The organism is Rhodoplanes elegans, from assembly GCF_016653355.1.
GTDB classification, from domain to species: Bacteria; Pseudomonadota; Alphaproteobacteria; order Rhizobiales; family Xanthobacteraceae; genus Rhodoplanes; species Rhodoplanes elegans.
In genome coordinates, this window is sequence record NZ_NHSK01000150.1 from 1 (window position 1) to 19413 (window position 19413).

At 70.8% G+C, this 19413-nt stretch carries 15 protein-coding genes; 3 read left to right on the top strand and 12 right to left on the bottom strand.

All coding sequences use genetic code 11. The features are described 5' to 3' along the window. The 5 genes from CCR97_RS18630 to CCR97_RS18650 all read right to left on the bottom strand — a co-directional run. Positions 1 to 475, bottom strand: a 475-nt coding sequence (locus CCR97_RS18630; RefSeq protein ID WP_201159752.1) for a histone H1-like repetitive region-containing protein, incomplete at its 3' end; no start/stop codon positions are given. A gap of 462 nt (positions 476 to 937) precedes the next feature. Further along, the gene (gene glcF, locus CCR97_RS18635) at positions 938 to 2266 is read right to left on the bottom strand and encodes a glycolate oxidase subunit GlcF (protein ID WP_111360058.1); all 1329 of its coding nucleotides are present in this window, start codon (positions 2264 to 2266) and stop codon (positions 938 to 940) included. 7 nt (positions 2267 to 2273) lie between these two features. Beyond that, positions 2274 to 3506, bottom strand: coding sequence for an FAD-binding protein (locus CCR97_RS18640; RefSeq protein WP_201159753.1), 1233 nt, complete (start codon positions 3504 to 3506; stop codon positions 2274 to 2276). Continuing rightward, positions 3503 to 3703 (bottom strand): hypothetical protein, encoded by a 201-nt coding sequence (locus tag CCR97_RS18645; RefSeq protein WP_111355635.1) that lies wholly within the window; start codon positions 3701 to 3703, stop codon positions 3503 to 3505. The genes CCR97_RS18640 and CCR97_RS18645 overlap by 4 nt, the downstream gene beginning before the upstream one ends. Next, complete coding sequence (locus tag CCR97_RS18650; RefSeq protein WP_111355634.1) at positions 3703 to 5196, bottom strand: FAD-linked oxidase C-terminal domain-containing protein; 1494 nt, start codon at positions 5194 to 5196, stop codon at positions 3703 to 3705. The genes CCR97_RS18645 and CCR97_RS18650 overlap by 1 nt, the downstream gene beginning before the upstream one ends. 189 nt (positions 5197 to 5385) lie before the next feature. Between CCR97_RS18650 and CCR97_RS18655 the strand changes: the two genes are divergently transcribed. Together CCR97_RS18655 and CCR97_RS18660 are read left to right on the top strand one after the other, a co-directional pair. Then, complete coding sequence (locus tag CCR97_RS18655) at positions 5386 to 5757, top strand: c-type cytochrome (RefSeq protein ID WP_244670551.1); 372 nt, start codon at positions 5386 to 5388, stop codon at positions 5755 to 5757. Positions 5758 to 6040: 283 nt separating this feature from the next. Next, positions 6041 to 6871, top strand: a complete 831-nt coding sequence (locus tag CCR97_RS18660; RefSeq protein WP_111355632.1) for a universal stress protein — start codon at positions 6041 to 6043, stop codon at positions 6869 to 6871. Between the two features lie 170 nt (positions 6872 to 7041). On the opposite strand, the gene CCR97_RS18665 is transcribed toward CCR97_RS18660, so the two are convergent. The 3 genes from CCR97_RS18665 to CCR97_RS18675 form a co-directional block, all read right to left on the bottom strand. Then, positions 7042 to 7329 carry a DUF6455 family protein gene (locus CCR97_RS18665; protein WP_111355631.1) on the bottom strand — a complete coding sequence of 96 codons (288 nt, stop codon included), beginning with the start codon at positions 7327 to 7329 and terminating at the stop codon, positions 7042 to 7044. A gap of 149 nt (positions 7330 to 7478) precedes the next feature. Then, positions 7479 to 8144 carry a TetR/AcrR family transcriptional regulator gene (locus tag CCR97_RS18670; RefSeq protein ID WP_111355630.1) on the bottom strand — a complete coding sequence of 222 codons (666 nt, stop codon included), beginning with the start codon at positions 8142 to 8144 and terminating at the stop codon, positions 7479 to 7481. A gap of 155 nt (positions 8145 to 8299) precedes the next feature. Then, a complete protein-coding gene (locus CCR97_RS18675) occupies positions 8300 to 9985 on the bottom strand; it encodes a thiamine pyrophosphate-binding protein (RefSeq protein WP_111355629.1) in 1686 nt (561 codons plus the stop codon). 387 nt (positions 9986 to 10372) lie between these two features. Between CCR97_RS18675 and CCR97_RS18680 the strand changes: the two genes are divergently transcribed. Then, positions 10373 to 11737, top strand: coding sequence for a TolC family outer membrane protein (locus tag CCR97_RS18680; protein ID WP_111355628.1), 1365 nt, complete (start codon positions 10373 to 10375; stop codon positions 11735 to 11737). A 58-nt stretch (positions 11738 to 11795) separates the two neighbouring features. Here CCR97_RS18680 and CCR97_RS18685 read toward each other — a convergent pair whose 3' ends face one another. The 4 genes from CCR97_RS18685 to CCR97_RS18700 form a co-directional block, all read right to left on the bottom strand. Further along, complete coding sequence (locus CCR97_RS18685) at positions 11796 to 14957, bottom strand: efflux RND transporter permease subunit (protein ID WP_111355627.1); 3162 nt, start codon at positions 14955 to 14957, stop codon at positions 11796 to 11798. A 119-nt stretch (positions 14958 to 15076) separates the two neighbouring features. After that, a complete protein-coding gene (locus tag CCR97_RS18690; RefSeq protein WP_170145695.1) occupies positions 15077 to 16234 on the bottom strand; it encodes an efflux RND transporter periplasmic adaptor subunit in 1158 nt (385 codons plus the stop codon). 89 nt (positions 16235 to 16323) lie between these two features. Further along, the gene (locus tag CCR97_RS18695) at positions 16324 to 17571 is read right to left on the bottom strand and encodes an efflux RND transporter periplasmic adaptor subunit (RefSeq protein WP_111355625.1); all 1248 of its coding nucleotides are present in this window, start codon (positions 17569 to 17571) and stop codon (positions 16324 to 16326) included. A 405-nt stretch (positions 17572 to 17976) separates the two neighbouring features. After that, positions 17977 to 19395, bottom strand: a complete 1419-nt coding sequence (locus CCR97_RS18700) for a carbohydrate porin (protein ID WP_201159754.1) — start codon at positions 19393 to 19395, stop codon at positions 17977 to 17979. Positions 19396 to 19413 lie beyond the last annotated feature (18 nt).

The following is a 19413-nucleotide window of genomic DNA, read 5'->3' on the forward strand; positions in this document are numbered from 1 at the left end:
GCGCGGGAGCCGGGGCCGGCGCGGCGACGCGCTTACGGACAGCGGCCTTCGCAGCGGGCTGCTTCGCGGCAGGCTTCTTGACCGGGGCCTTCTTGGCCGCGGGCTTCTTGACGGCGACCGGCTTCTTCGCGGCCGTCTTGCTGACGGCGGCCTTCCTCGAGGCGGTCTTCTTGGGCGCGGCCGCCTTCGCGGCGGGCTTGCGGGCAGCGGTCTTCTTCGCGGCGGGCTTCTTGGCAGCCGTCTTCTTCACGGCCGGCTTCTTCGCCGCGGCCTTCTTCGCGGCCGGCGCCTTCGCGGTGGTCTTCTTGGCGACCGGCTTCTTGGCCGCCGTCTTCTTGGCGGCCGGCGCCTTGGCGACGGTCTTCTTGGTCGCCGCGCTCTTGGTCGCGGCGGCCTTGGCGGGCTTCGCGGCGGACTTGGCGGCAGGCTTCTTCGATTTGGCCTTCGGCGCGGCCTTCTTCGCGGTCTTTGCCATGTGGGATGCTCCCGATCTCGACTGGGCTCGACGTTACGGCAACGGAATGGCCAGGATCATCGAACACCGAGAAGAACCGTGCGGGGACGCGGACGACGTCGCGGCGCTCCTGTCGGGCACACCGGATTCGACCATTCCGCGATGCTCCATGGCCATCGGCGCTGAACCCCGATCGTCCGACCGAGGCGACTGCTCGGTGTGCGCGACCGGGAGTGCGAAGCCCGCGGCGATCCGTGGATCCTGGGAAGGAGCCGACCTCGTCGGCAGATGACCGCATCGGGCGCGTTCTTCTCGATAGTCACGATCTTGCGCTCGCGCAACCGATTCGCCAACCGAGCCGCACGCTTTTCATGTCATGTCGGACGTGAGCTGACGGCAGCGCGCGCTCCATCTTTCACGACGACACCGCGCTTGCAACGCCTTTCGTGCGACGTCTCGCCCGCTCCGTCGCGTTCGCGACCATCACGTCCGCGGCGATGCGTCGCCGTCGCCGATGGCGGCGAGCGCCGCCGGGCGCGGGCCGCCGGTCGCCCAGTCGACGAGCGTGACCGGATGCACGACCGGGATCGCCGTCGCGCCCGCGAGCTGCGTGATGCAGCCGATGTTGCCGGCCGCGATGACGTCCGGCGCGAGCCCCTCGAGGGCGGCGATCTTGCGATCGCGCAGACGGTCCGACAGGTCGGGCTGGAGGATGTTGTAGGTGCCGGCCGAGCCGCAGCACAGGTGCCCCTCGGGCACGTCGCGCATCGTGAAGCCGAGCCGTGCCAGCACCTCCTTGGGCTGCCGCACGACCTTCTGGCCGTGCTGCAGCGAGCACGGCGCCTGATAGGCGACCGTGAGGGCCGGCACCGGCGCCCGCTTCATGTCGACCAGACCGTGCAGCACCTCCGACACGTCGCGCACCTTGGCGGCGACCCGCGCCGCCGTGTCGGCGAAGGCCGGGTCGGTGCGCAGCATGAAGCCGTAGTCCTTCATCGTGGTGCCGCAGCCGGACGCGGTCGAGACGATCGCGTCCAACCCCGCGCCGTCGAGCTCCGCCGCGAAGGCCGTCACGTTGGCGCGCGCCGCGGCGAGCGCGTGATCCTCGTCGCCCATGTGATGCGTGACCGAGCCGCAGCAGCCCTCGCCGGCCGGCAGCACCACGTCGTAGCCGTGCCGGGTCAGCACCCGGACGGCGGCGGCGTTGATGTCGGGCGACAGCACCCGCTGGACGCAGCCGGACAGGAGCCCGACGCGGCCGCGCCGCGGCCCCTCCGCCGGAAACACCCGGCCCGACGGCGTCGGTGCCGGCAGCAGGCGCGCCGGCGCGAGCCGCAGCATGGCGGCGAGCCGCGAAAACCCGGCGCGGGCGAGCAGCGGCGCCAGCGGCTTGCCGAGCGTCGCGGCGGCACTCGCCAGGCGGAACAGCCGCGGGTTCGGAATGCTGCGGGCGAGCAGCATGCGGAGCAGCCGGTCGTGCCACGGCCGCCGATAGGTCTCGGCGATGTGGGTGCGGGCGTGGTCGACGAGGTGCATGTAGTGCACGCCCGACGGGCAGGTGGTCATGCAGGAGAGGCACGAGAGGCAGCGATCGATGTGCTTCGCCTCCTCGGGCCCCGCCGGCCGGTCGGCCTCCAGCATGTCCTTGATCAGGTAGATGCGGCCGCGCGGGCTATCGAGCTCGTCGCCGAGCAGCACATAGGTCGGGCAGGTCGCCGTGCAGAAGCCGCAATGGACGCAGGCCCGCAGGATCTTGTCGGCCTCGGCGATGGCCGGGTCGGCCAGTTGGGCGAGAGAGAACTCGGTCCTCATGACGCGCTCACACCCCCGCCCACATCCGCCCGGGGCACAGCACGCCGCGGGGATCGAAGCTCTCCTTGACCCGCCTGGTCAGCACCGCGAGCGGTCCCGGCTGCGGCTCGAACACGTCGACCACGGCGCGCACCGCCGCGGGCGCACGGATCAAGGTCGCGTGGCCGCCGCAGCGCGCCGTCGCGGCCCGCACGGCCGCCGCACCCGCGTCGGCCGACGGCGCGACCGCCGCCCACACCAGACCGCCGGCCCAGTCGAGCAGCACCTCGGCCTCGGTCGCGGCGGCGATCAGGGCGGCGACCTCGGCGCCGCGCGACGGCGCCGTCGAGATGCGCCACACCGGCCGGTCAGTGTCCGGTGAACCGGAGGAGCGGAACGGCGTGACGTCTCGCACGGTCGTCCAGAGCGCGCGCGAGGCGTCGACGGCGAGACATTCGCAGGCCCCGTGCGCGGCGAGGAGACGCAAGAGTCCGTCGCGGCGATGGGCCACCGAAGGTCCGACTCCTTCCAGCCGGAGCGCCGTGACGGCGCGACCGTCCGGCAGGCCGGCGACGCCGGTGCGCCCCGCGACGCCGGCCGGCAGATGCGCGGCGGCCGACACCTCGAAGGGCGAGCCCATCGCGGCCGCCATGGCGGCGACGGCCGCCTCGGGCGACAGCCCGAGGACCAGCACGCTCGCCTCGGTCTCAGCCCGCGGCAGGGTCTTGATGGTCACGTCGGTCAGCGCCGCGAGCGTGCCGAACGAGCCGGCCATCAACTTGGAGAGGTCGTAGCCGGTGACGTTCTTCACCACCCGGCCGCCGGCCTTGAACGTCTCGCCGCGCCCCGACACGGCGGCGAAGCCGAGGAAATGGTCGCGCGCCGCCCCGGCCTTGATGCGTCGCGGGCCGGACAGGTTCGTCGCCAGAACACCGCCGAGCGAGCCAGCGCCGGGCTCGCCGCCGAGCAGCGCCGAAAAGTCCATCGGCTCGAAGGCGAGTTCCTGATTGTTCTCGGCGACCAGCGTCTGCACGGCGGCGATGGGGGTTCCGGCGCGGGCCGAGAGCACCAGCTCCTTCGGCTCGTAGAGCGTGATGCCGGCGAGGCCGGACAGGTCGAGGGTGGCGTCGGTCTGGGCCGGCCGCCCGAGCGCGCGCTTGGAGCCGCGCCCGACCACCTCGAGCGTCTTGCCGGCCGACACGGCCCAGCGCACGGCCTCCTCGGCCTCGGCGGCATCGCGGGGAGCGAGGGGGGCGGTCATGGTGCTTCCACCTTCATCGATTCCGGCGGGCGCTCGATTCCGGCGTCCGTCATGGCCGGGCTTGTCCCGGCCATCCACGTCCTTGTCCGGGGCGCGCGTACAAGCAGGCGGCATCCGCCCGCATCGTGGATGCCCGGCACGAGGCCGGGCATGACGCCGAATGTCAGGGCCGACGCCGAGAACATCACGGTGGGCATCAGAACCTCGGGATGTCGGGGAACGGCAGCTTGCCGCCGGAGACGTGCATGCGGCCGAGCTCGGCGCAGCTGGACAGCTCCGGAAACACCTTGCCGGGGTTGAGCAGGCCCTTCTGGTCGAAGGCACATTTGAGCCGCTGCTGGTGGTCGAGATCGACCGTGGAGAACATGGTCGGCATCAGGTCGCGCTTCTCGACGCCGACGCCGTGCTCGCCGGTCAGGACCCCGCCGACCTCGACGCAAAGGCGCAGGATGTCGGCCCCGAACGCCTCGGCCCTCGCGAGCTCGCCGGCATCGTTGGCGTCGTAGAGGATCAGCGGGTGGAGGTTGCCGTCGCCGGCGTGGAACACGTTGGCGCAGCGCAGCCCGTACTTTTCCGACAGCTCGCGGGTGCGCTGCAGGACATAGGGGAGCTTGGCGCGCGGGATCGTGCCGTCCATGCAGTAGTAGTCGGGCGAGATGCGGCCGACCGCCGGGAACGCCGCCTTGCGGCCCGCCCAGAACAGGAGCCGCTCCTCCTCCGACGCCGACACCCGTACCGTGACGGCGCCGCAGTCGCGGGCGATGCCCGACACGGTCTCGACCAGGTGGTCGCACTCGGCCCGCGGCCCGTCGAGCTCGACGATCAGGATCGCCTCGACGTCGAGCGGGTAGCCGGCGTGGACGAACTCCTCCACGGCCGCGGTGGCGAGCCGGTCCATCATCTCCATGCCGCCCGGGATGATCCCGGCCGCGATGATCTTGCCGACACAGTCGCCGGCCGCCTCCGGGGTCTCGAAGCCGATGAGCAACGCGCGCGCCGTCTCCGGCTTCTGCAGGATGCGCACCGTGACCTCCGTCACCACACCCAGAAGTCCTTCGGAGCCGGTCACGACGCCCAAGAGGTCGTAGCCGCCGGCGTCGAGATGGGCGCCGCCGAGCCGCACCACCTCGCCGGTCATCAGCACCATCTCGCAGCCGAGCACGTTGTTGGTGGTGAGGCCGTATTTGAGGCAGTGCACGCCGCCCGAGTTCTCGGCGATGTTGCCGCCGATCGTGCAGGCGATCTGCGAGGACGGGTCGGGCGCGTAATAGAAGCCGGCGTGCTCGACCGCCTTGGTGATGGCGAGGTTGGTGACGCCCGGCTCGACCACGGCGACGCGGTCGGAAAAGTCGATCCGCCGGACCTTGCTGAACTTGCCCATGCCGAGCAGCACGCCGTCGCCGAGCGGCAGGGCGCCGCCCGACAGCGAGGTGCCGGCGCCGCGCGGCACCACCTTGACGCCGTTGTCGAAGCAGAAGCGCAGCACCTGCGAGACCTGCTCGGTGGTGCTCGGCAGGACGACGACGAGGGGGAGCTGGCGATAGGCGGTGAGCCCGTCCGATTCGTAGGGCCGCATCTCGCGCTCGGTCGCGATCACGCCCTCGCCCGGCACGATGCGCCGGAGCGCCGCGACGATCTCGTCGCGCCGCGCGAGCACGGCCGCGTCGGGCGCCGGCATCCGCACGCTCATGGGGATCCTCCCGGTGATCCTTGTTCTCGTTGCATCCACTCTACAGCCAATTGACCGGCGGCGAACAGGACCGGCATGATCGCACCGGCCGCGCCCTGGCGCCGGCCGTGCAGTCTTCCGATCTCGTGTCTCGCCCGGCACCGGACCTCATCGGCCGTCCCGGGCACCCGTTCATTCAGGAGTAGAACTTTGGAAATCCGTTCGATCATGGTGGCGATGGCCGCCTCCGCGGCCCTCGTCGCGGCGACCACGGTGGCGCCGGCCCAGGAGGCCCCGAAGGCCTTCGCCCAGTGCAAGGCGTGCCACAAGGTGGAGGCCGGCAAGAACGGCGTCGGTCCGTCGCTGTTCGGCATCTACGGCAGCAAGCTCGGCCAGGTGGCCGGCTTCAAGTATTCCGACGCCCACCTGAAGTTTTCCCAGCAGACCGTCGACGAGGCGTTCCTGACCAAGTACCTGGCCGACCCCAAGGGCACCATCCCGGGCAACAAGATGGTCTTCGCGGGCCTGAAGAACCCGGACGACGTCAACGCGGTGATCGCCTATCTCAAGACCGTGAAGTAATGCGACGAGGCTGCCGCGGCCGGCGCCGACCGGTGCCGGCCGCGGCGCCACGCGATCGAGGGGCGCGCCGCCGCCGCGCGGGTGACGCTCCGAACGCGAGCGCCGCCACGGCCCTCGGAGGCGCCCAGCCCCCGATTGATGGTCGCGGCGTGCCGTCCTAGGCTCGGGGGCGAAGGGCTTTGACCCCCGTCAACACCGGCCCCTGCCCGCCTTCTAGCATCGACCCCTGCAACGAGAGGACGCCGGCCGGCCGGGACCGGTCCGCGCGTCACGGGAGTGAAGCATGATCAAGGACATCGTCGTGAACCTCGCGCTCGTCGGCGACCGCGATCCGGCCGCGAGCTACGCGATCTCGATCGGGCGCGCCTTCGGGGCGCACGTCACCGGCGTGGTGTTCGTCTACGACCCGGTGATCTCGCCGAGCATCATGGACGGGGTCTCGGCCGAGTGGATCGACGCCCAGCGCGACGAGAGCCGCACCATCGCCCAGACCGCGATCGAGCGATTCGAGCGGGCCGCCGAGCTCGCCGGCGTCCAGTCCGGCCACCGGGTGATCGAGGCGACGCTCGGCGGCGCCACCGACATGTTCGGCCGCATCGCGCGGCGCTTCGACCTCGCCGTCGTGGGCCAGCGCGAGCCCGACCGGATGTCGCCGGCCGACCTGTTCGCCGAGGGCGCGCTGTTCGAGTCCGGCCGGCCGGTCGTTATGGTGCCCTACATCCAGAAGGCCGGCCTCGCACTCGACCGCGTGCTGATGTGCTGGGACGGCAGCCGCACGGCGGCCCGCGCGATGGGCGACGCCCTGCCCTTCCTGTCGCGCGCCGCCCAGGTCGACGTGGTGATCGTCGCGACCGGGCGCTCGAAGAGCGACGAGATCCCCGGCGCCGATGTCGGCCACCATCTCGCCCGCCACGGCATCAAAGTTGACGTCAAGCGCATCGTCGCCGAGGACGTCGACGTGCCGAACACGATCCTGTCCTATGCGGCCGACGTCTCGGCCGATCTCATGGTGATGGGCGGCTACGGCCACTCGCGGCTGCGCGAGTTCGTGCTCGGCGGCGCGACGCGCGGCATCCTCGGCTCGATGACCGTGCCGGTGCTGATGTCGCATTGAGGCCGACGCGCCCTGCGCCGGTCGCGATCCTCGTGCCCCGGACGAGGCCCGTCAGGCCGCAGGCCTGATGGGCCGAAGAGTCGGGGCCCAGGGCCGCGGGTTCCGCGCCGGCTCTAAAACGAATGCCCGGCCGCGAGGCCGGGCATGGCGGTCGGTGCGGGCAAACGCGCTCAGTGCACCGTGTGGCGGCGCGGCGGCAGGACGGCCTGGTCGAGGGCGAGGCCGTCGAGGCGCTCGGCATAGGGGCAGAAGGCGGGCGCCCGGCTGACCGCGACCGGTGCGCGGGCCAGCCAGTCGCTGCACAGCTCGGCCGAGCGGCAGGCCTGGCAGGAACGGATGACGCTGCCCAGCGCGCGGCCGAAATAGCTGTCGACCTCCTCGTCGCACTCGATCCCCAACCGTTCCATCATCTCGCCGATGTTGGCGGAAAATCGGTCGAATCTGTCGAAATCGCGCATTGTCGTCTCCGCGGCGCGGCATCGTCCGGCCGGCACCGTGGGGATACTGGATTGTCCGGACTCGACCGTCCTTGATCTTTGGCAACCGGGTTTTTGATCTGCAGCAAACGCCCTGCCGTCACCCGCTGCGGTATCCCGGGACGGAGGGCTCAGGCGGCGTCCTCGGCCGGCCACGGCGCCTGGACCACGAGGCCGCGGGCGCGCGCATCGACCACGCCGAGCGCCCGCAGCACCAGGAGCACCACGGCCTGGACGGCGTCGCGCTGCTTCGCCGGATCCGCGTCGACCGAGGCGGCCGGGCCGATCAGCGCCTCGACGAGCGCGCCGAGAATCGCGTCGGCGGCGATGCGCACGTCCTGCTCGGGCAGCCGTCCGGTGGCGATCGCGGTCTTGATGCAGCCCTCGATCACGCCCGTGATGGCGCGCCGGCAGGCGAGCCGCTGCGCCTCGATCTCCGGCTCGACCGGCTCGGCCAGCACGGCGAAGACGAGGCGGCGCTGGCGCAGCGCCCGGCCGGCGAAGCTCGTCACCGCGGCGGCGAGCCCGGAGAGCGGCCCCGGCGCGGCGCCGGCCGCCTTGGCCATGGCGGCGACCTCCTGCTCGCTCACCTGCTCCAGCAGCGCGGCGACGAGATCGGCCTTGGCCGGGAAGTAGCGATAGACCGTGCCGGCCGCGATGCCGGCGCGCTCGGCGACCGGCACGATCTGCACGCCGGCCAGCCCCTGAGCGCTGGCGACGGCGCGGGCCGAGGCGAGAATGTCGTCGCGCCGGGCGGCGAGGCGCTCGATGACCCGTTCGGTGCGGCGGTAAGGCATGGTGTCGGGTCTCGGCGATGATTTTTCGTAAACAAGATATGAGTCGAGATTCAGACCCTGCCGCGCCGCGCCCCGTCATGCAAGCGAAACCGCGCCGCCCGCCACCGTCGCCGGGATGGCACCGAGACGGTGGCGGGCCGGCCGAGAGCCCGCGGCTATGCGCCCTGCGCCGCCAGCGCCTTTGCGCGGATGCCCGCGAGCGTCGCGGTCGGCGTGATCGCCTCCGGGTCGATCTTCAGGTGCAGGATCGCCGGCAGCCCGGAGTCTTGCGCGGCCCGGAAGGCCGGGGCGAAATCTGCCGTCGTCGCGACCGTCGCGCCGAATCCGCCGAACGCCCGCGCATAGGCGGCGAAGTCGGGATTCTTCAACGTCGTCGCCGAGACACGGCCCGGATACTCGCGCTCCTGATGCATCCGGATGGTGCCGTAGATGCCGTTGTCGCAGACCAGCACGATCACCGGCAGGCCGTACTGGACGGCAGTGGCGAGCTCCTGCCCGTTCATCAGGAAATCGCCGTCGCCGTTGATCGAGACGACGGTGCGGTCCGGATGCAGCCGCTTCATCGCGACGGCGGCCGGCACCGCGTAGCCCATCGAGCCCGAGATCGGCGCCACCTGGGTGGCGAAGCGGCGGAACCGGTAGAAGCGGTGAATCCAGCCCGCATAGTTGCCGGCCCCGTTGGTGACGAACGAGTCGGGCGGCAGATTGTCCCGCAGCCACAGCATCACCTGGCCGAGATTGACGCCGCCCGGCACCTCGGTCGGCGTCTCGGACCAGGCGATGTAATCGGCATGCGCGGTCGCGGCGGCGCCGGCCCACGGCACACGATCGAGCGGCGCGAGCCCGGCCGCGGCCGTCGCGAAGGCCACCGGCGTCGCGTTGATGGCGAGATGCGGCCGATAGACCTTGCCGAGCTCCTGCACGCCCGGATGGACGTGCACGAAGCTCATCTGCGGACCCGGGATGTCGATCAGCTCGTAGCCCTGCGACGGCAGCTCGCCGAGCCGCCCGCCGACCAGCAGCACCAGGTCGGCATCCTTCACCCGCGCCAGCAGCTTCGGGTTCGGCCCGATGCCGAGATCGCCGGCGTAGCAGGGATGCAGCGCGTCGAAGAGATGGGCGCGGCGGAACGTGGTGGCGACCGGCAGGTCGAAGCGCGACGCGAAGTCGGCGATCGCCCGGCAGCCCTCGTCGGTCCACCGGCTGCCGCCGAGCAGCATCACGGGGCGCTGCGCGCCCGCGAGCATCTCGCGCAGCCGCGCGAGGTCGGCGGCACCGGCTGCGATGTCGACGGGCGCGAAGGCCGGTGCCGGCGGCGCCTCGATGCGCTCGACCAGCACGTCCTGCGGCAGCGCCACGACCACGGGGCCGGGCCGGCCCGCGGTCGCCTCGTAGAAGGCGCGCGAGACGAGCTCCGGCATGCGGGCCGGATCCGTGATCTCGACCACCCACTTCGCCATGCCGCCGAACATCGCCCGGTAGTCGACCTCCTGGAACGCCTCGCGCTCCTTCTGATCGCGCCCGACCTGGCCGATGAACAGGATCATCGGGCTCGAGTCCTGCTGGGCGATGTGGATGCCGGGCGAGGCGTTGGTGGCGCCGGGACCACGCGTCACGAAGCACACGCCGGGCCGCCCCGTCGTCTTGCCGACCGCCTCGGCCATCATGGCGGCGCCGCCCTCCTGCCGGCACACCGTGACGGCGATGTCGCGATCGTGGAAGGCGTCGAGCACGGCGAGATAGCTCTCGCCGGGAACACAGAACACGTGCTGCACGTCGTTGACGACGAGCTGGTCGACCAGCGCTTCGGCGGCCGTGCGCAGATTGCCTTGCGGACGCATGAATTGACTTTCCCGGGATGGGGGCGACGGAGGCCCGGCACGCCCCGCGGGCGCGCGAGGCGATCTTCGCGGCCGGCGCGGAGCTGTCAACGGCTCCTGTAAGCCGTGTGTAAGTCGCTGCAGCTAATACGTCTTTCGATGCGGCCTTCCGGTCACGTCGATGTGGATTCGCGACGCGACCGACGGTCGCCCTGACGACCGGCCGGTTAATTCGTAGTAAAGACCCGCCGAGGCGTGCGGCACGCGAAGAACACGTCGCATCGAACCGGATGCGCGGCCGCACGCCCGGGGTGTCGGACGAGAGTGCAGGACGAGATGGTTGCAACGACGAGGCGGCGCGCCGCGGGCGCGGACGAGCGGCCGATCCGCCGGGGACGGCTCGGGCCGATGCTCGGCCTGACGGCGCTCGCGCTGGTGCTCACGGCGGCGGGCCCGACGCATGCCGACACGCTGCAGGCGGCGCTGGTGCGCGCCTATCAGACCAATCCGGTCCTCAATGCCGAGCGGGCCCGCCAGCGCGGCACCGACGAGGACGTGTCGATCGCGTTGTCGGGCTATCGGCCACAGATCGCGGCGGCACTCAGCCCGAGCCTGATCGCGTTGCGCAACCTGACCCCGGCCGGCGACACCCAGCGGGCGACGCTGCGCGGCTATACGGCGCAGGTCACCATCAACCAAGTGCTGTTCAACGGCTTCCGTACCGGCAATCAGGTCCGCCAGGCCGAATCGCAGGTGCAGTCCGGCCGCGAGGCACTGCGCGGCGTCGAGCAGTCGGTGCTGCTCGACGCCGTCACGGCCTACATGAGCGTGGTCGCCAACCAGTCGCTGGTCGAGGCGCAGCGCGCCAACGTCACGTTTCTGCGCGAGACACTCGGCACCACCCGCAAGCGGCTCGACGCCGGCGACGTGACGCCGACCGACGTCGCCCAGGCCGAGGCGCGGCTCGCCCGCGGCAACGCCGATCTCAATTCCGCCGAGGTCAATCTGGCGATCGCCCAGGCGACCTACGAGCAGGTGATCGGCGCACCGCCCGGCCGCCTCGCCGCGGCCGAGCCGATCGACCGGCTGCTGCCGCGCGGCCGCGCCGAGGCGGTCTCACTCGCCCGCCGCGAGAACCCGGCCGTCAAGGGCGCCCAGTTCGACATCGACGTCTCGCAATACGCGATCAAGATCGCCGAGGGCGCGCTCTACCCGACGCTGACCGCGCAGGCCGGCTTGCAGAGCAACCGCAACACCGACACGACGCTCGGCTCGAAAGGAACCGACCAGGCCTTCCTGACCGGCAGCCTGCAGGTGCCGATCTACGACGGCGGGCAGGCGGCCGCCCAGGTGCGTCAGTCGAAGGAGGTGCTGACCCAGGCCCGAATCGTGCTCGACCGTGTTCGTACTCAGACCGACACGGCCGCCGTGGCGGCATGGGTGACGCACGAGGGCGCCAAGATCGCGGTGTCGGCTGCCGAGGCCGAGGTGCGGGCCGGCACCATCGCGCTGCAGGGCGTGCAGCGCGAGGCGCAGGCCGGCCAGCGCACCACGCTCGAGGTGCTGAACTCGCAGCAGGATCTGACCCAGGCACGCTCGCGCCTGATCCTGGCGCAGCGCGACCGCGTCGTCGCCTCCTACACGCTCCTGTCGACCATCGGCCGCCTCGACCACAAGACGCTGGCGCTGGCGACGCCGAGCTACGAGCCGCAGGTGCATTATCAGCAGGTGCGCGACGCCTGGCACGGCCTGAGAACGCCGGACGGGAAGTAGCAAGGGCCGTCGTGCCGGGGGCGCGCCGGAGCTTGCGCCCGGACGGCCCGCTGCTTTCTCAATGCGCCGGGGTCGGCGCCGGCGTCGCGCCCGGCAGCGCCTCGCGTGGCTTCACCTCCGGCATCACCAGGCGCGAGAGACTCGGGATCACCAGCAGGCTGCAGATCGGCGAGAGCAGCATGCCGCCGACGATCACGGCGGCGAGCGGCTGCTGCACCTGGGCGCCGATGCCGGTCGAGATCGCCGCCGGCACTAGGCCGATGCAGGCCGAGAAGCCGGTCATGAAGATCTGCCGCATGCGGGTCTCGGCGGCGCCGACGATCGCCTCTTCGGTCCCCTGCCCCTGCTCGAGCGCGCGGCGGATGTAGGAGACCAGCAGGATGCCGTCCATCGCGGAAACGCCGAACAGCGAGATGAAGCCGACCGCCGCGGACACCGAGGCATTCAGTCCGGCGACGTAGAGCCCGATGATGCCGCCGGCGACCGCGAACGGGATGCCGGACAGCGCCAGGAGGCTGTCGCGCACGCTGTTGAACAGGCTGTAGAGCAGCATCAGGATCATCAGCAGGCTGAGCGGAATGATCAGCGCGAGCCGCGCCTTCGCCTCCTGCAGGGCGCCGAACTCGCCCGACCACTCCATCTTGTAGCCGCCCGGCAGCGGCACCTTCTCGGCGATCTTCTCCTGTGCCTCCTCGACCGTCGAGCCGAGGTCGCGGCCGCGCACCGAGTACTTGAGCGGCACGAAGCGCTGGCTGTTCTCGCGGTAGATGTAGGCGGCGCCGGTGACGAGCTTGACCTCGCCCAGCTCGCCGAGCGGCACGTAGGAGGTCGGCAGCTTGGGATCGGCGTTCGGCAGCGCCACCGGGATCGAGCGGATGGCGTCGACATTGGCGCGATACTCGGGCGCGAGCCGCACCGTCAGGGCGAAGTTCATCTCGCCCTCGTAGACGCGCGCTACCTGCTGGCCGCCGATCGCCGCCTGCACGACGGCGTTGATGTCGGCGATCGAGAAGCCGTAGCGGGCCGCCTTGGCGCGATCGATCCTGATGATCAGGTTGGGCTGGCCGAGCAGGCTGAAGGCGGCCGGATCGGTGACGCCCGGCACCTTGCCGATCTCCGACTTCACGCTGCGCGACAGCCGCTCGAGCTCGACCAGATCACGTCCGAAGATCTTGATCGAGTTCTCGCCCTTCACGCCCGAGACGGCTTCCTCGATGTTGTCCTGGATGTACTGCGAGAAGTTGAAGTCGATGCCGACGAACTCGCGGTTGAGCCGCTCGGACAGCGCCTTGACCAGGTCCTCCTTGGTCATGCCCTTCGGCCACTCCTCGAACGGCTTCAGCGGCACGAAGAACTCGGCCAGGAACGAGCCGTCCGGATCGGTGCCGTCGTCGCCGCGGCCCTGCTCGGAGAACACGGTGCGGACCGGCGGATAGCTCCTGATCACGTCGCGGATGCGCGCCACCGTGTCGATGCCGGCCTCGAGCGTGATGGTCGGCGGCATCATGGCGCGGACCCAGAGATTGCCCTCCTCGAGCTTGGGCAGGAACTCGGTGCCGAGCCGCATGCCGGCGACGCTGCACAGCGCCAGGAACGCGACCGCCACCGTGACGGCGATTCGGTAGTGGCGGACGGCGCGCGGCAGGATCGCCATGTAGACGGTGCGCAAACCGCGCACCAGGAGGGTCTCGACCTCGGCGACCCGCTCCGGCAGCAGGATCGAGGAGAGCACCGGCGTCACCGTGAAGGTGGCGATCACGGCGCCGAGCAGCGCATAGGTGTAGGTGCGCGCCATCGGGCCGAAGATCTGGCCCTCGACGCCCCGCATGGTGAACAGCGGGATGAAGGCCGCGATGGTGATCAGCACCGAGAACAGGATCGCCTTGTCGACCTCGACGGCGGCAACCAGCACGCGGTGCAGCTTGTCGCCGAGCCGCTGGCTGGTCCCCGAGGCGGACGGCACCGACGGATGATGGTGGGCGAGATGCCGGTAGATGTTCTCCAGCATGATCACCGTCGCGTCGATGATGATGCCGAGATCGATGGCGCCGACCGACAGGAGGTTGGCGGATTCGCCCTGCAGCACCGTGATGATGACGGCGAGGAACAGCGCCACGGGAATCGTGCCGGCGACGATCAGGGCGCAGCGCAGGTTGCCGAGGAACACCCACTGGATCAGGAAGATCAGCGCGATGCCGAACAGCATGTTGTGTAGCACCGTGTTCACGGTCACGGCGACGAGGTCGCCGCGGTCGTAGAACGGCACGATCTTGACCCCGGGCGGGAGACTCCCGTCGGTGTTGATCTTCTCCACCGCCTCGCGCACCCGCTTCACCACGTCCATGGTGCGCTCGAACTTCTGCATCAGCACGATGCCGGTGACGACGTCGGTCTTGTCGTCACGTCCCGCCATGCCCAGTCGTGGCGTGAAGCCGATCTGGACGTTGGCGACGTCGGAGAGCATCACGGGCGCGCCGCCCTGCTGGGTCAGCACGATGTTGCGGATGTCGTCGAGCGAGGTGGCGACGCCGATGCCGCGCACGTTCACCTGCTGCTCGCCCATCGCGATGGTGCGGCCGCCGACGTTCGAGTTGCCGGCCGAGATGGCCTGGATGATCTGCGGCATGGTGATGCCGTGCGCCATCATCCGCACCATGTCGATCTCGGCCTGGATCTCCTTGGTCTTGCCGCCCAGCACCAGCACGTCGGAGACGCCGGGCACGATGCGCAGCCGCCGCTCCACCACCCAGTCCTGCAGGGTCTTGAGCTCCATCACGCTCATGCCGGGCGGGCCGACCAGCTCGTAGCGGAAGATCTCGCTGATGGTGCCGGCCGGCGAGATCACCGGCTGCACGCCCTCCGGCAGCTCGGCGTCCTTGAGCCGGTTGAGCGCCTGCTGGCGCACGAAGTGATAGTCGCGGCCGTACTCGAACTGCAGGCGGATGAAGGAGAGCGCGTAGACCGTGTTGGAGCGGATGAACTTCAGTCCCGGCGTGCTCGCCACCGCCACCTCGATGGGAATGGTGACGTAGCGCTCCATCTCCTCGGGGGACTGGCCGGGGCGCTGCGCGATGATCTCGATGATCGGCGGCGCCGGATCCGGATAGGCCTCGATGTTGAGGTTGAGGAAGGCGACGAAGCCGATGCCCAGGAACGCCGCATAGGCGATCATCACCAGGGGCCGGCGCGAGAGACAGAACGCGATGAGTTGCCGCAACATGGGACCGCCGAATCCGTTCAGTGCTGTGAGGACGGAGGCCGCCCTGCAGTCCGCTCATCCCCGCAAAGGCGGGGACGCGCAGAGTCGTTGTCCAGATGAGCCACCGACGCCGCTCTCGCCTATTGCTGCCACTCGTTCTCGACGAAGATGGCGCCGACCGTCACGACGCGGTCGCCGACCGCGACGCCATCCTTGATCTCGAAGCGGCCGTCCTGCTCCATGCCGAGCGTCACGGTGCGGCGCTCGAAGATCATCGGCTCGGTCTCGATCCACACCACGTCGCGGCTGCCCTCGCGGATCACCGAGCGCACCGGCACCGAGGGCGCGACGCGCCCCTGCCCGGTCTCGATCGTCACGGCGGCGAACATCTCGGCCTTCAGGGCGCCGTCCGGATTGGGCAGCACGGCCCGCACCACCACCCGGTGGGTGACGGCGTCCGACACCGCGCCGATGACGGCGACCTTCGCCCGGAAGATGCGGCCGGGCAGCGCCGAGATCTTCACGTCGACCCGGTCGCCGACCCGCACGGCGGCGAGGTCCGCCTCCGGCACCAGCGCCTTGAGCCACAGGGTCGAGAGATCGCTGATCGCGTAGAGCGGCTCGGAGAGCTCGCCGCGCACGTGCTGGCCGACCGCCACCTTGCGGGCCGTCACGGTGCCGGCGATCGGAGCCTTGATGATCACGCTGCGGCTGGTGGCGCGGCGCACCGCCAGCTCGGCGATCTCCTCGTCGCTGCGGCCGATGATGCGCAGCCGTTGGCGCGACGCCTCCACGGCCGTCTCGGCCGCCCGGGCGTCGCTCTCGGCGGCGACCAGCGTCGCCTGCGCCTGCTGCCAGTCCTTCAGCGCCCCGGCCTTCTGCTCGTAGAGGGAGCGGGCGCGGGTCTCGGCCGTGCGGGCGAGCTCGAGCTGCGCCTTCGCCTTGGCGAGCGCGCCGATCGCGGCCACGTAGTCGTTCTGCGGCGGCAGCACGTCGACGCTGTCGAGTTCGACCAGCGGCGCGCCGGGCTCGACCCGCTCGCCGAGCTTGGCGATCAGCCGCGCCACCCGGCCCGAGAAGGGCGACGAGACGACCGTGGTCGCGTCCTCGTCATAGGCGACCTGGCCGATCGCCAGCTTGCGGACCCGGAAGTCGCGCGGCTCGATCCGCTCGACGACGATCTGGTGCTCCTGGTCGGGCGTCACCCGGACCCGGTTGCCGTCCTTGCTCGGCACGAAGGCCGACGCGGCGACGGGCACCAGAACGAGCGCGATGGCGACGAGGAGACGAGGGGCCATAAGGACGCGACGGATCGTGCGGCCCTGGGCCCCCGCCTTCGCGGGGGCGAACGGAGACGAGGTCTGGTTCATCGCGATCGAAAACCGTCCTAGCGTCCGCTCGCGATGCGATCGATCAGCAGGCTGCCGCCGGCGACGATGCGCTCGCCCGGCTTCAGGCCGTCGACGATCTCGACGATGCGACGGTCCGTCATGCCGGTGCCGACGCGGCGCAGCTCGATCCCCTTGTCGTCGCGCACCACCCAGACCTTGGCGACGTTGCCCTCGACGACCAGCGCCTCGCGCGGCACGCCGGCCGCCAGCACGGTGCCGTCGGTGTCGATGGTGACGCTCGCCAGCATCTCCGGCTTGAGGTCGCCGCCGGTGTTGTCGACCGTGGCGCGCACCATCAGGCGGCGGCTGCCGGCGTCGATCTCGGACGCGACATAGTCGACGACACCGTGGAAGTGGCGGTCCGGCCAAGCCGGGACCGTGAAGGTCAGCGGCTGGCCGACCCGGATGGCGGAGGCCTCGGTCTCGCGCACATGGGCGACGAGCCGCACCTTGGACAGATCCGCGACGACCAGGACGGGCTCGCCGGAGGAGCCGACGTATTGACCGGGGCCGATCTTGCGCTGCACCACCGTGCCGGCGAGCGGCGCCGGGATCGGCATGTCGGGATCGATGCGGCCGCCGGCGGCGAGATCCGCCACCGTCTCCTCGGCGGCGCCGAGCCGGCGCAGCCGATCGCGCGCGACGTCGAGCGCGGTCTCGGCGGAGGCGAGGTCGCTCGTCGCGGCGGCGAGGGCCGCCTGCGCCTGCTGCACCTCCTTGAGCGGCACCGCCTTGGCGTCGAAGAGGTCGCGGCTGCGCTTGTCGGTGATGCGGGCGAAATCGGCGGCGGCGCGGGCTTTGGCCAAGCCCGTGACGGCGGCGACGAAGTCGTTCTGCGCCTGCACCATGTCGGTCGCCTCGACGACGAACAGGGTCTGGCCGCGCACGATCGGGTCGCCCGCCTTGACGAGGATCCGGTTCACCCGCCCCGCATAGGGCGAGACCACCGGCGTCGCATGGTCCTCGTCGATCTGGATCTTGCCCTCGGTGACGTGCTGGCACCGGAAGGCGTGCTCGGCGACGGGCTGGACCGCCACCGTGCTCCATTCGCTGTCCTTGGGCCGATAGAAGCCGCTGCGCTGCGGTTTTCCATGCGGCGCCGCGTCGGCGGCGGCGGTCGTCGCCGGAGCTCCGGGGAGCTTGCCGCGGCCAGCGAGCGTCCAGGTGGCGCCGGCTCCGGCCGCCACCACCAGCAACGCCCCGATCACGACGATGCGCCCGCGCCAACCGAAACGTCCCGCCATGTCAAACGTCCTCCACCGATCCGATCACGACCCGGACGGCGCGGCCGGGCCGCGCGGACGGCGCACTCTGCAGGGAGACGATGTCATGGCAGATCCGTGCTGTCGGGGGTGCGAGCGTCTGTTGTTCTCGGTCGATGTGCCCCGCCGGTCGTGCCGGGCCGTCAGGATCGGATCGACGACGGACTCTCGCATTTCCCGCTTACAGCAACCTTACAACCGCTCCATGCAACGCCGTTCCGCCCGCGAGTCATGGGCATTTTTCGCGAGCGATCAGGGCTTGTCCGCGCCGTGGCACGCGATTGCGCAGCGCACAGCGCCATCGATCTGAACAGATGTTCAGACCCCCGCGCGGAAGACCGTTCTGCGAAACACGCCGCGATCACCGGCGCCCGATCGCCGAGCTGATCAGAACTGCCACAGGGACCGGACGCCGGTGACGAGAGCGTTCCGGCTGGCGTTCCCGGCCGGGTGCCACACCCGGGTCAGCACCGGCTGCACCACCCAGCCCGGAACGATCTGGGCCGTGTAGTTGAGCTCGAGATTGGCCTCGAAGTCGCGCACCACGCCGGGCACGCCCGTGACCGCGATCACGTCGCGATCGAAGGCGCGCAGCGCATCGGAGAACTTTGCATAGATGGCACTCGCGCCGAACTTGTCGCCGGGCCGGCCCGGCACCAGGCCGGCGAACACGATGCCGCCGTCGACGTAGAAATCGATCGGGCTGCGGTCGGCGGGGCTCGCCGAGACGCGGCCGAACAGCGAGACCCCGCTGTCCCAGGCGCCGCCCTTCGGGCGCCAGAGCTGCTGCTCGGCGACCGCGTAGACGCCCCAGTCGCCGCGATGCTTCAGCGCCACGCCGGAGCCGTTCGACGCGGCGAGCAGGGCGAAGTCGGCGGAGAGGCGCAGGTCGTCGAAGCGGCCCGTATGGGCCCAGCCGCCGAGCTTCAGTCCACGGGCGAGGCCGGTGTCCCGCGCGCCGTGGTTCCAGGTCATCTGCACCTCGCCGATGAACAGCGGCGGATCCTGGATCCGGAAGTTCAGGCCGTAGCGATTGCGGATCTGTTCGTCGGCGGGCGGCGGCGGGCCGGCCGGATCGCCGTTGAACATCGCGACCAGCACGGCGAGCCATTCGGTCGGCTCGACCTTCACCCGGAGGCCGGGCGTGGCGAGCGGATAGGCCGGGCCGCCGCTCGGCTGGTTCAGTGCCGTGATGGTCGGCCAGTCGCTCTGCAGGAACATGAAGCTGAGCGACGAGTAGAAGAACTCGACGTCGGCGGCGAGCTGGCCGACCCGCAGGCTCGCCTTGTCGTCGAAGAAGGTCTGCTGCAGCCACAACTCGGCCAGCCGCGTCGTCGGCACCGCCTCGATCGCCGCGATGGTGTTGACGCCGCCGACATAGCCGCGCCGGATCTGGCCCGTGTTGTGGATCTGGTAGCCGTCCGTGTAGAACGTCAGGCCGTGCCAGCCGGTCAGCGGCTCGAAATCGTATGTGACCTGCAGCTCGAGCTTGCCCTGGTCCACGGTGCCCGTGCGCCGTCCGCCCTTGACGTTGGAGAGCACGTCGTTGGTGTAGATCAGGTTGAAGGTCAGCCCCTTGGAGGCGAGCCAGGCGCGCCCCCCGGTGGGATCGCCGTTGGCGGGCAGGCTGGTGGCGATCGACGGCGCGGTCCAGCCGCCCGGGGTCGGGCCCTGCTGAGCCACCGCGTCGCTCCGGAACGCCATCGCACCGACGAGCAGCAATGGCGCGACGAGCCGCAGCACGAGCCGTCCATCCCGGCGACGCTCCCGCCCGCACTTCGCCGACAGACCGCTCGCGACCGGCACTCCCGCCTCTCCCCGCCA

Excerpts from the sequence above, each read along its gene's own strand:
- glcF (WP_111360058.1), bottom strand. The coding sequence starts at position 2,266 with ATGAGGACCGAGTTCTCTCTCGCCCAACTGGCCGACCCGGCCATCGCC.
- CCR97_RS18640 (WP_201159753.1), bottom strand. The coding sequence starts at position 3,506 with ATGACCGCCCCCCTCGCTCCCCGCGATGCCGCCGAGGCCGAGGAGGCC.
- CCR97_RS18645 (WP_111355635.1), bottom strand. The coding sequence starts at position 3,703 with ATGCCCACCGTGATGTTCTCGGCGTCGGCCCTGACATTCGGCGTCATG.
- CCR97_RS18650 (WP_111355634.1), bottom strand. The coding sequence starts at position 5,196 with ATGAGCGTGCGGATGCCGGCGCCCGACGCGGCCGTGCTCGCGCGGCGC.
- CCR97_RS18660 (WP_111355632.1), top strand. The coding sequence starts at position 6,041 with ATGATCAAGGACATCGTCGTGAACCTCGCGCTCGTCGGCGACCGCGAT.
- CCR97_RS18665 (WP_111355631.1), bottom strand. The coding sequence starts at position 7,329 with ATGCGCGATTTCGACAGATTCGACCGATTTTCCGCCAACATCGGCGAG.
- CCR97_RS18670 (WP_111355630.1), bottom strand. The coding sequence starts at position 8,144 with ATGCCTTACCGCCGCACCGAACGGGTCATCGAGCGCCTCGCCGCCCGG.
- CCR97_RS18675 (WP_111355629.1), bottom strand. The coding sequence starts at position 9,985 with ATGCGTCCGCAAGGCAATCTGCGCACGGCCGCCGAAGCGCTGGTCGAC.
- CCR97_RS18680 (WP_111355628.1), top strand. The coding sequence starts at position 10,373 with ATGCTCGGCCTGACGGCGCTCGCGCTGGTGCTCACGGCGGCGGGCCCG.
- CCR97_RS18685 (WP_111355627.1), bottom strand. The coding sequence starts at position 14,957 with ATGTTGCGGCAACTCATCGCGTTCTGTCTCTCGCGCCGGCCCCTGGTG.
- CCR97_RS18690 (WP_170145695.1), bottom strand. The coding sequence starts at position 16,234 with ATGGCCCCTCGTCTCCTCGTCGCCATCGCGCTCGTTCTGGTGCCCGTC.
- CCR97_RS18695 (WP_111355625.1), bottom strand. The coding sequence starts at position 17,571 with ATGGCGGGACGTTTCGGTTGGCGCGGGCGCATCGTCGTGATCGGGGCG.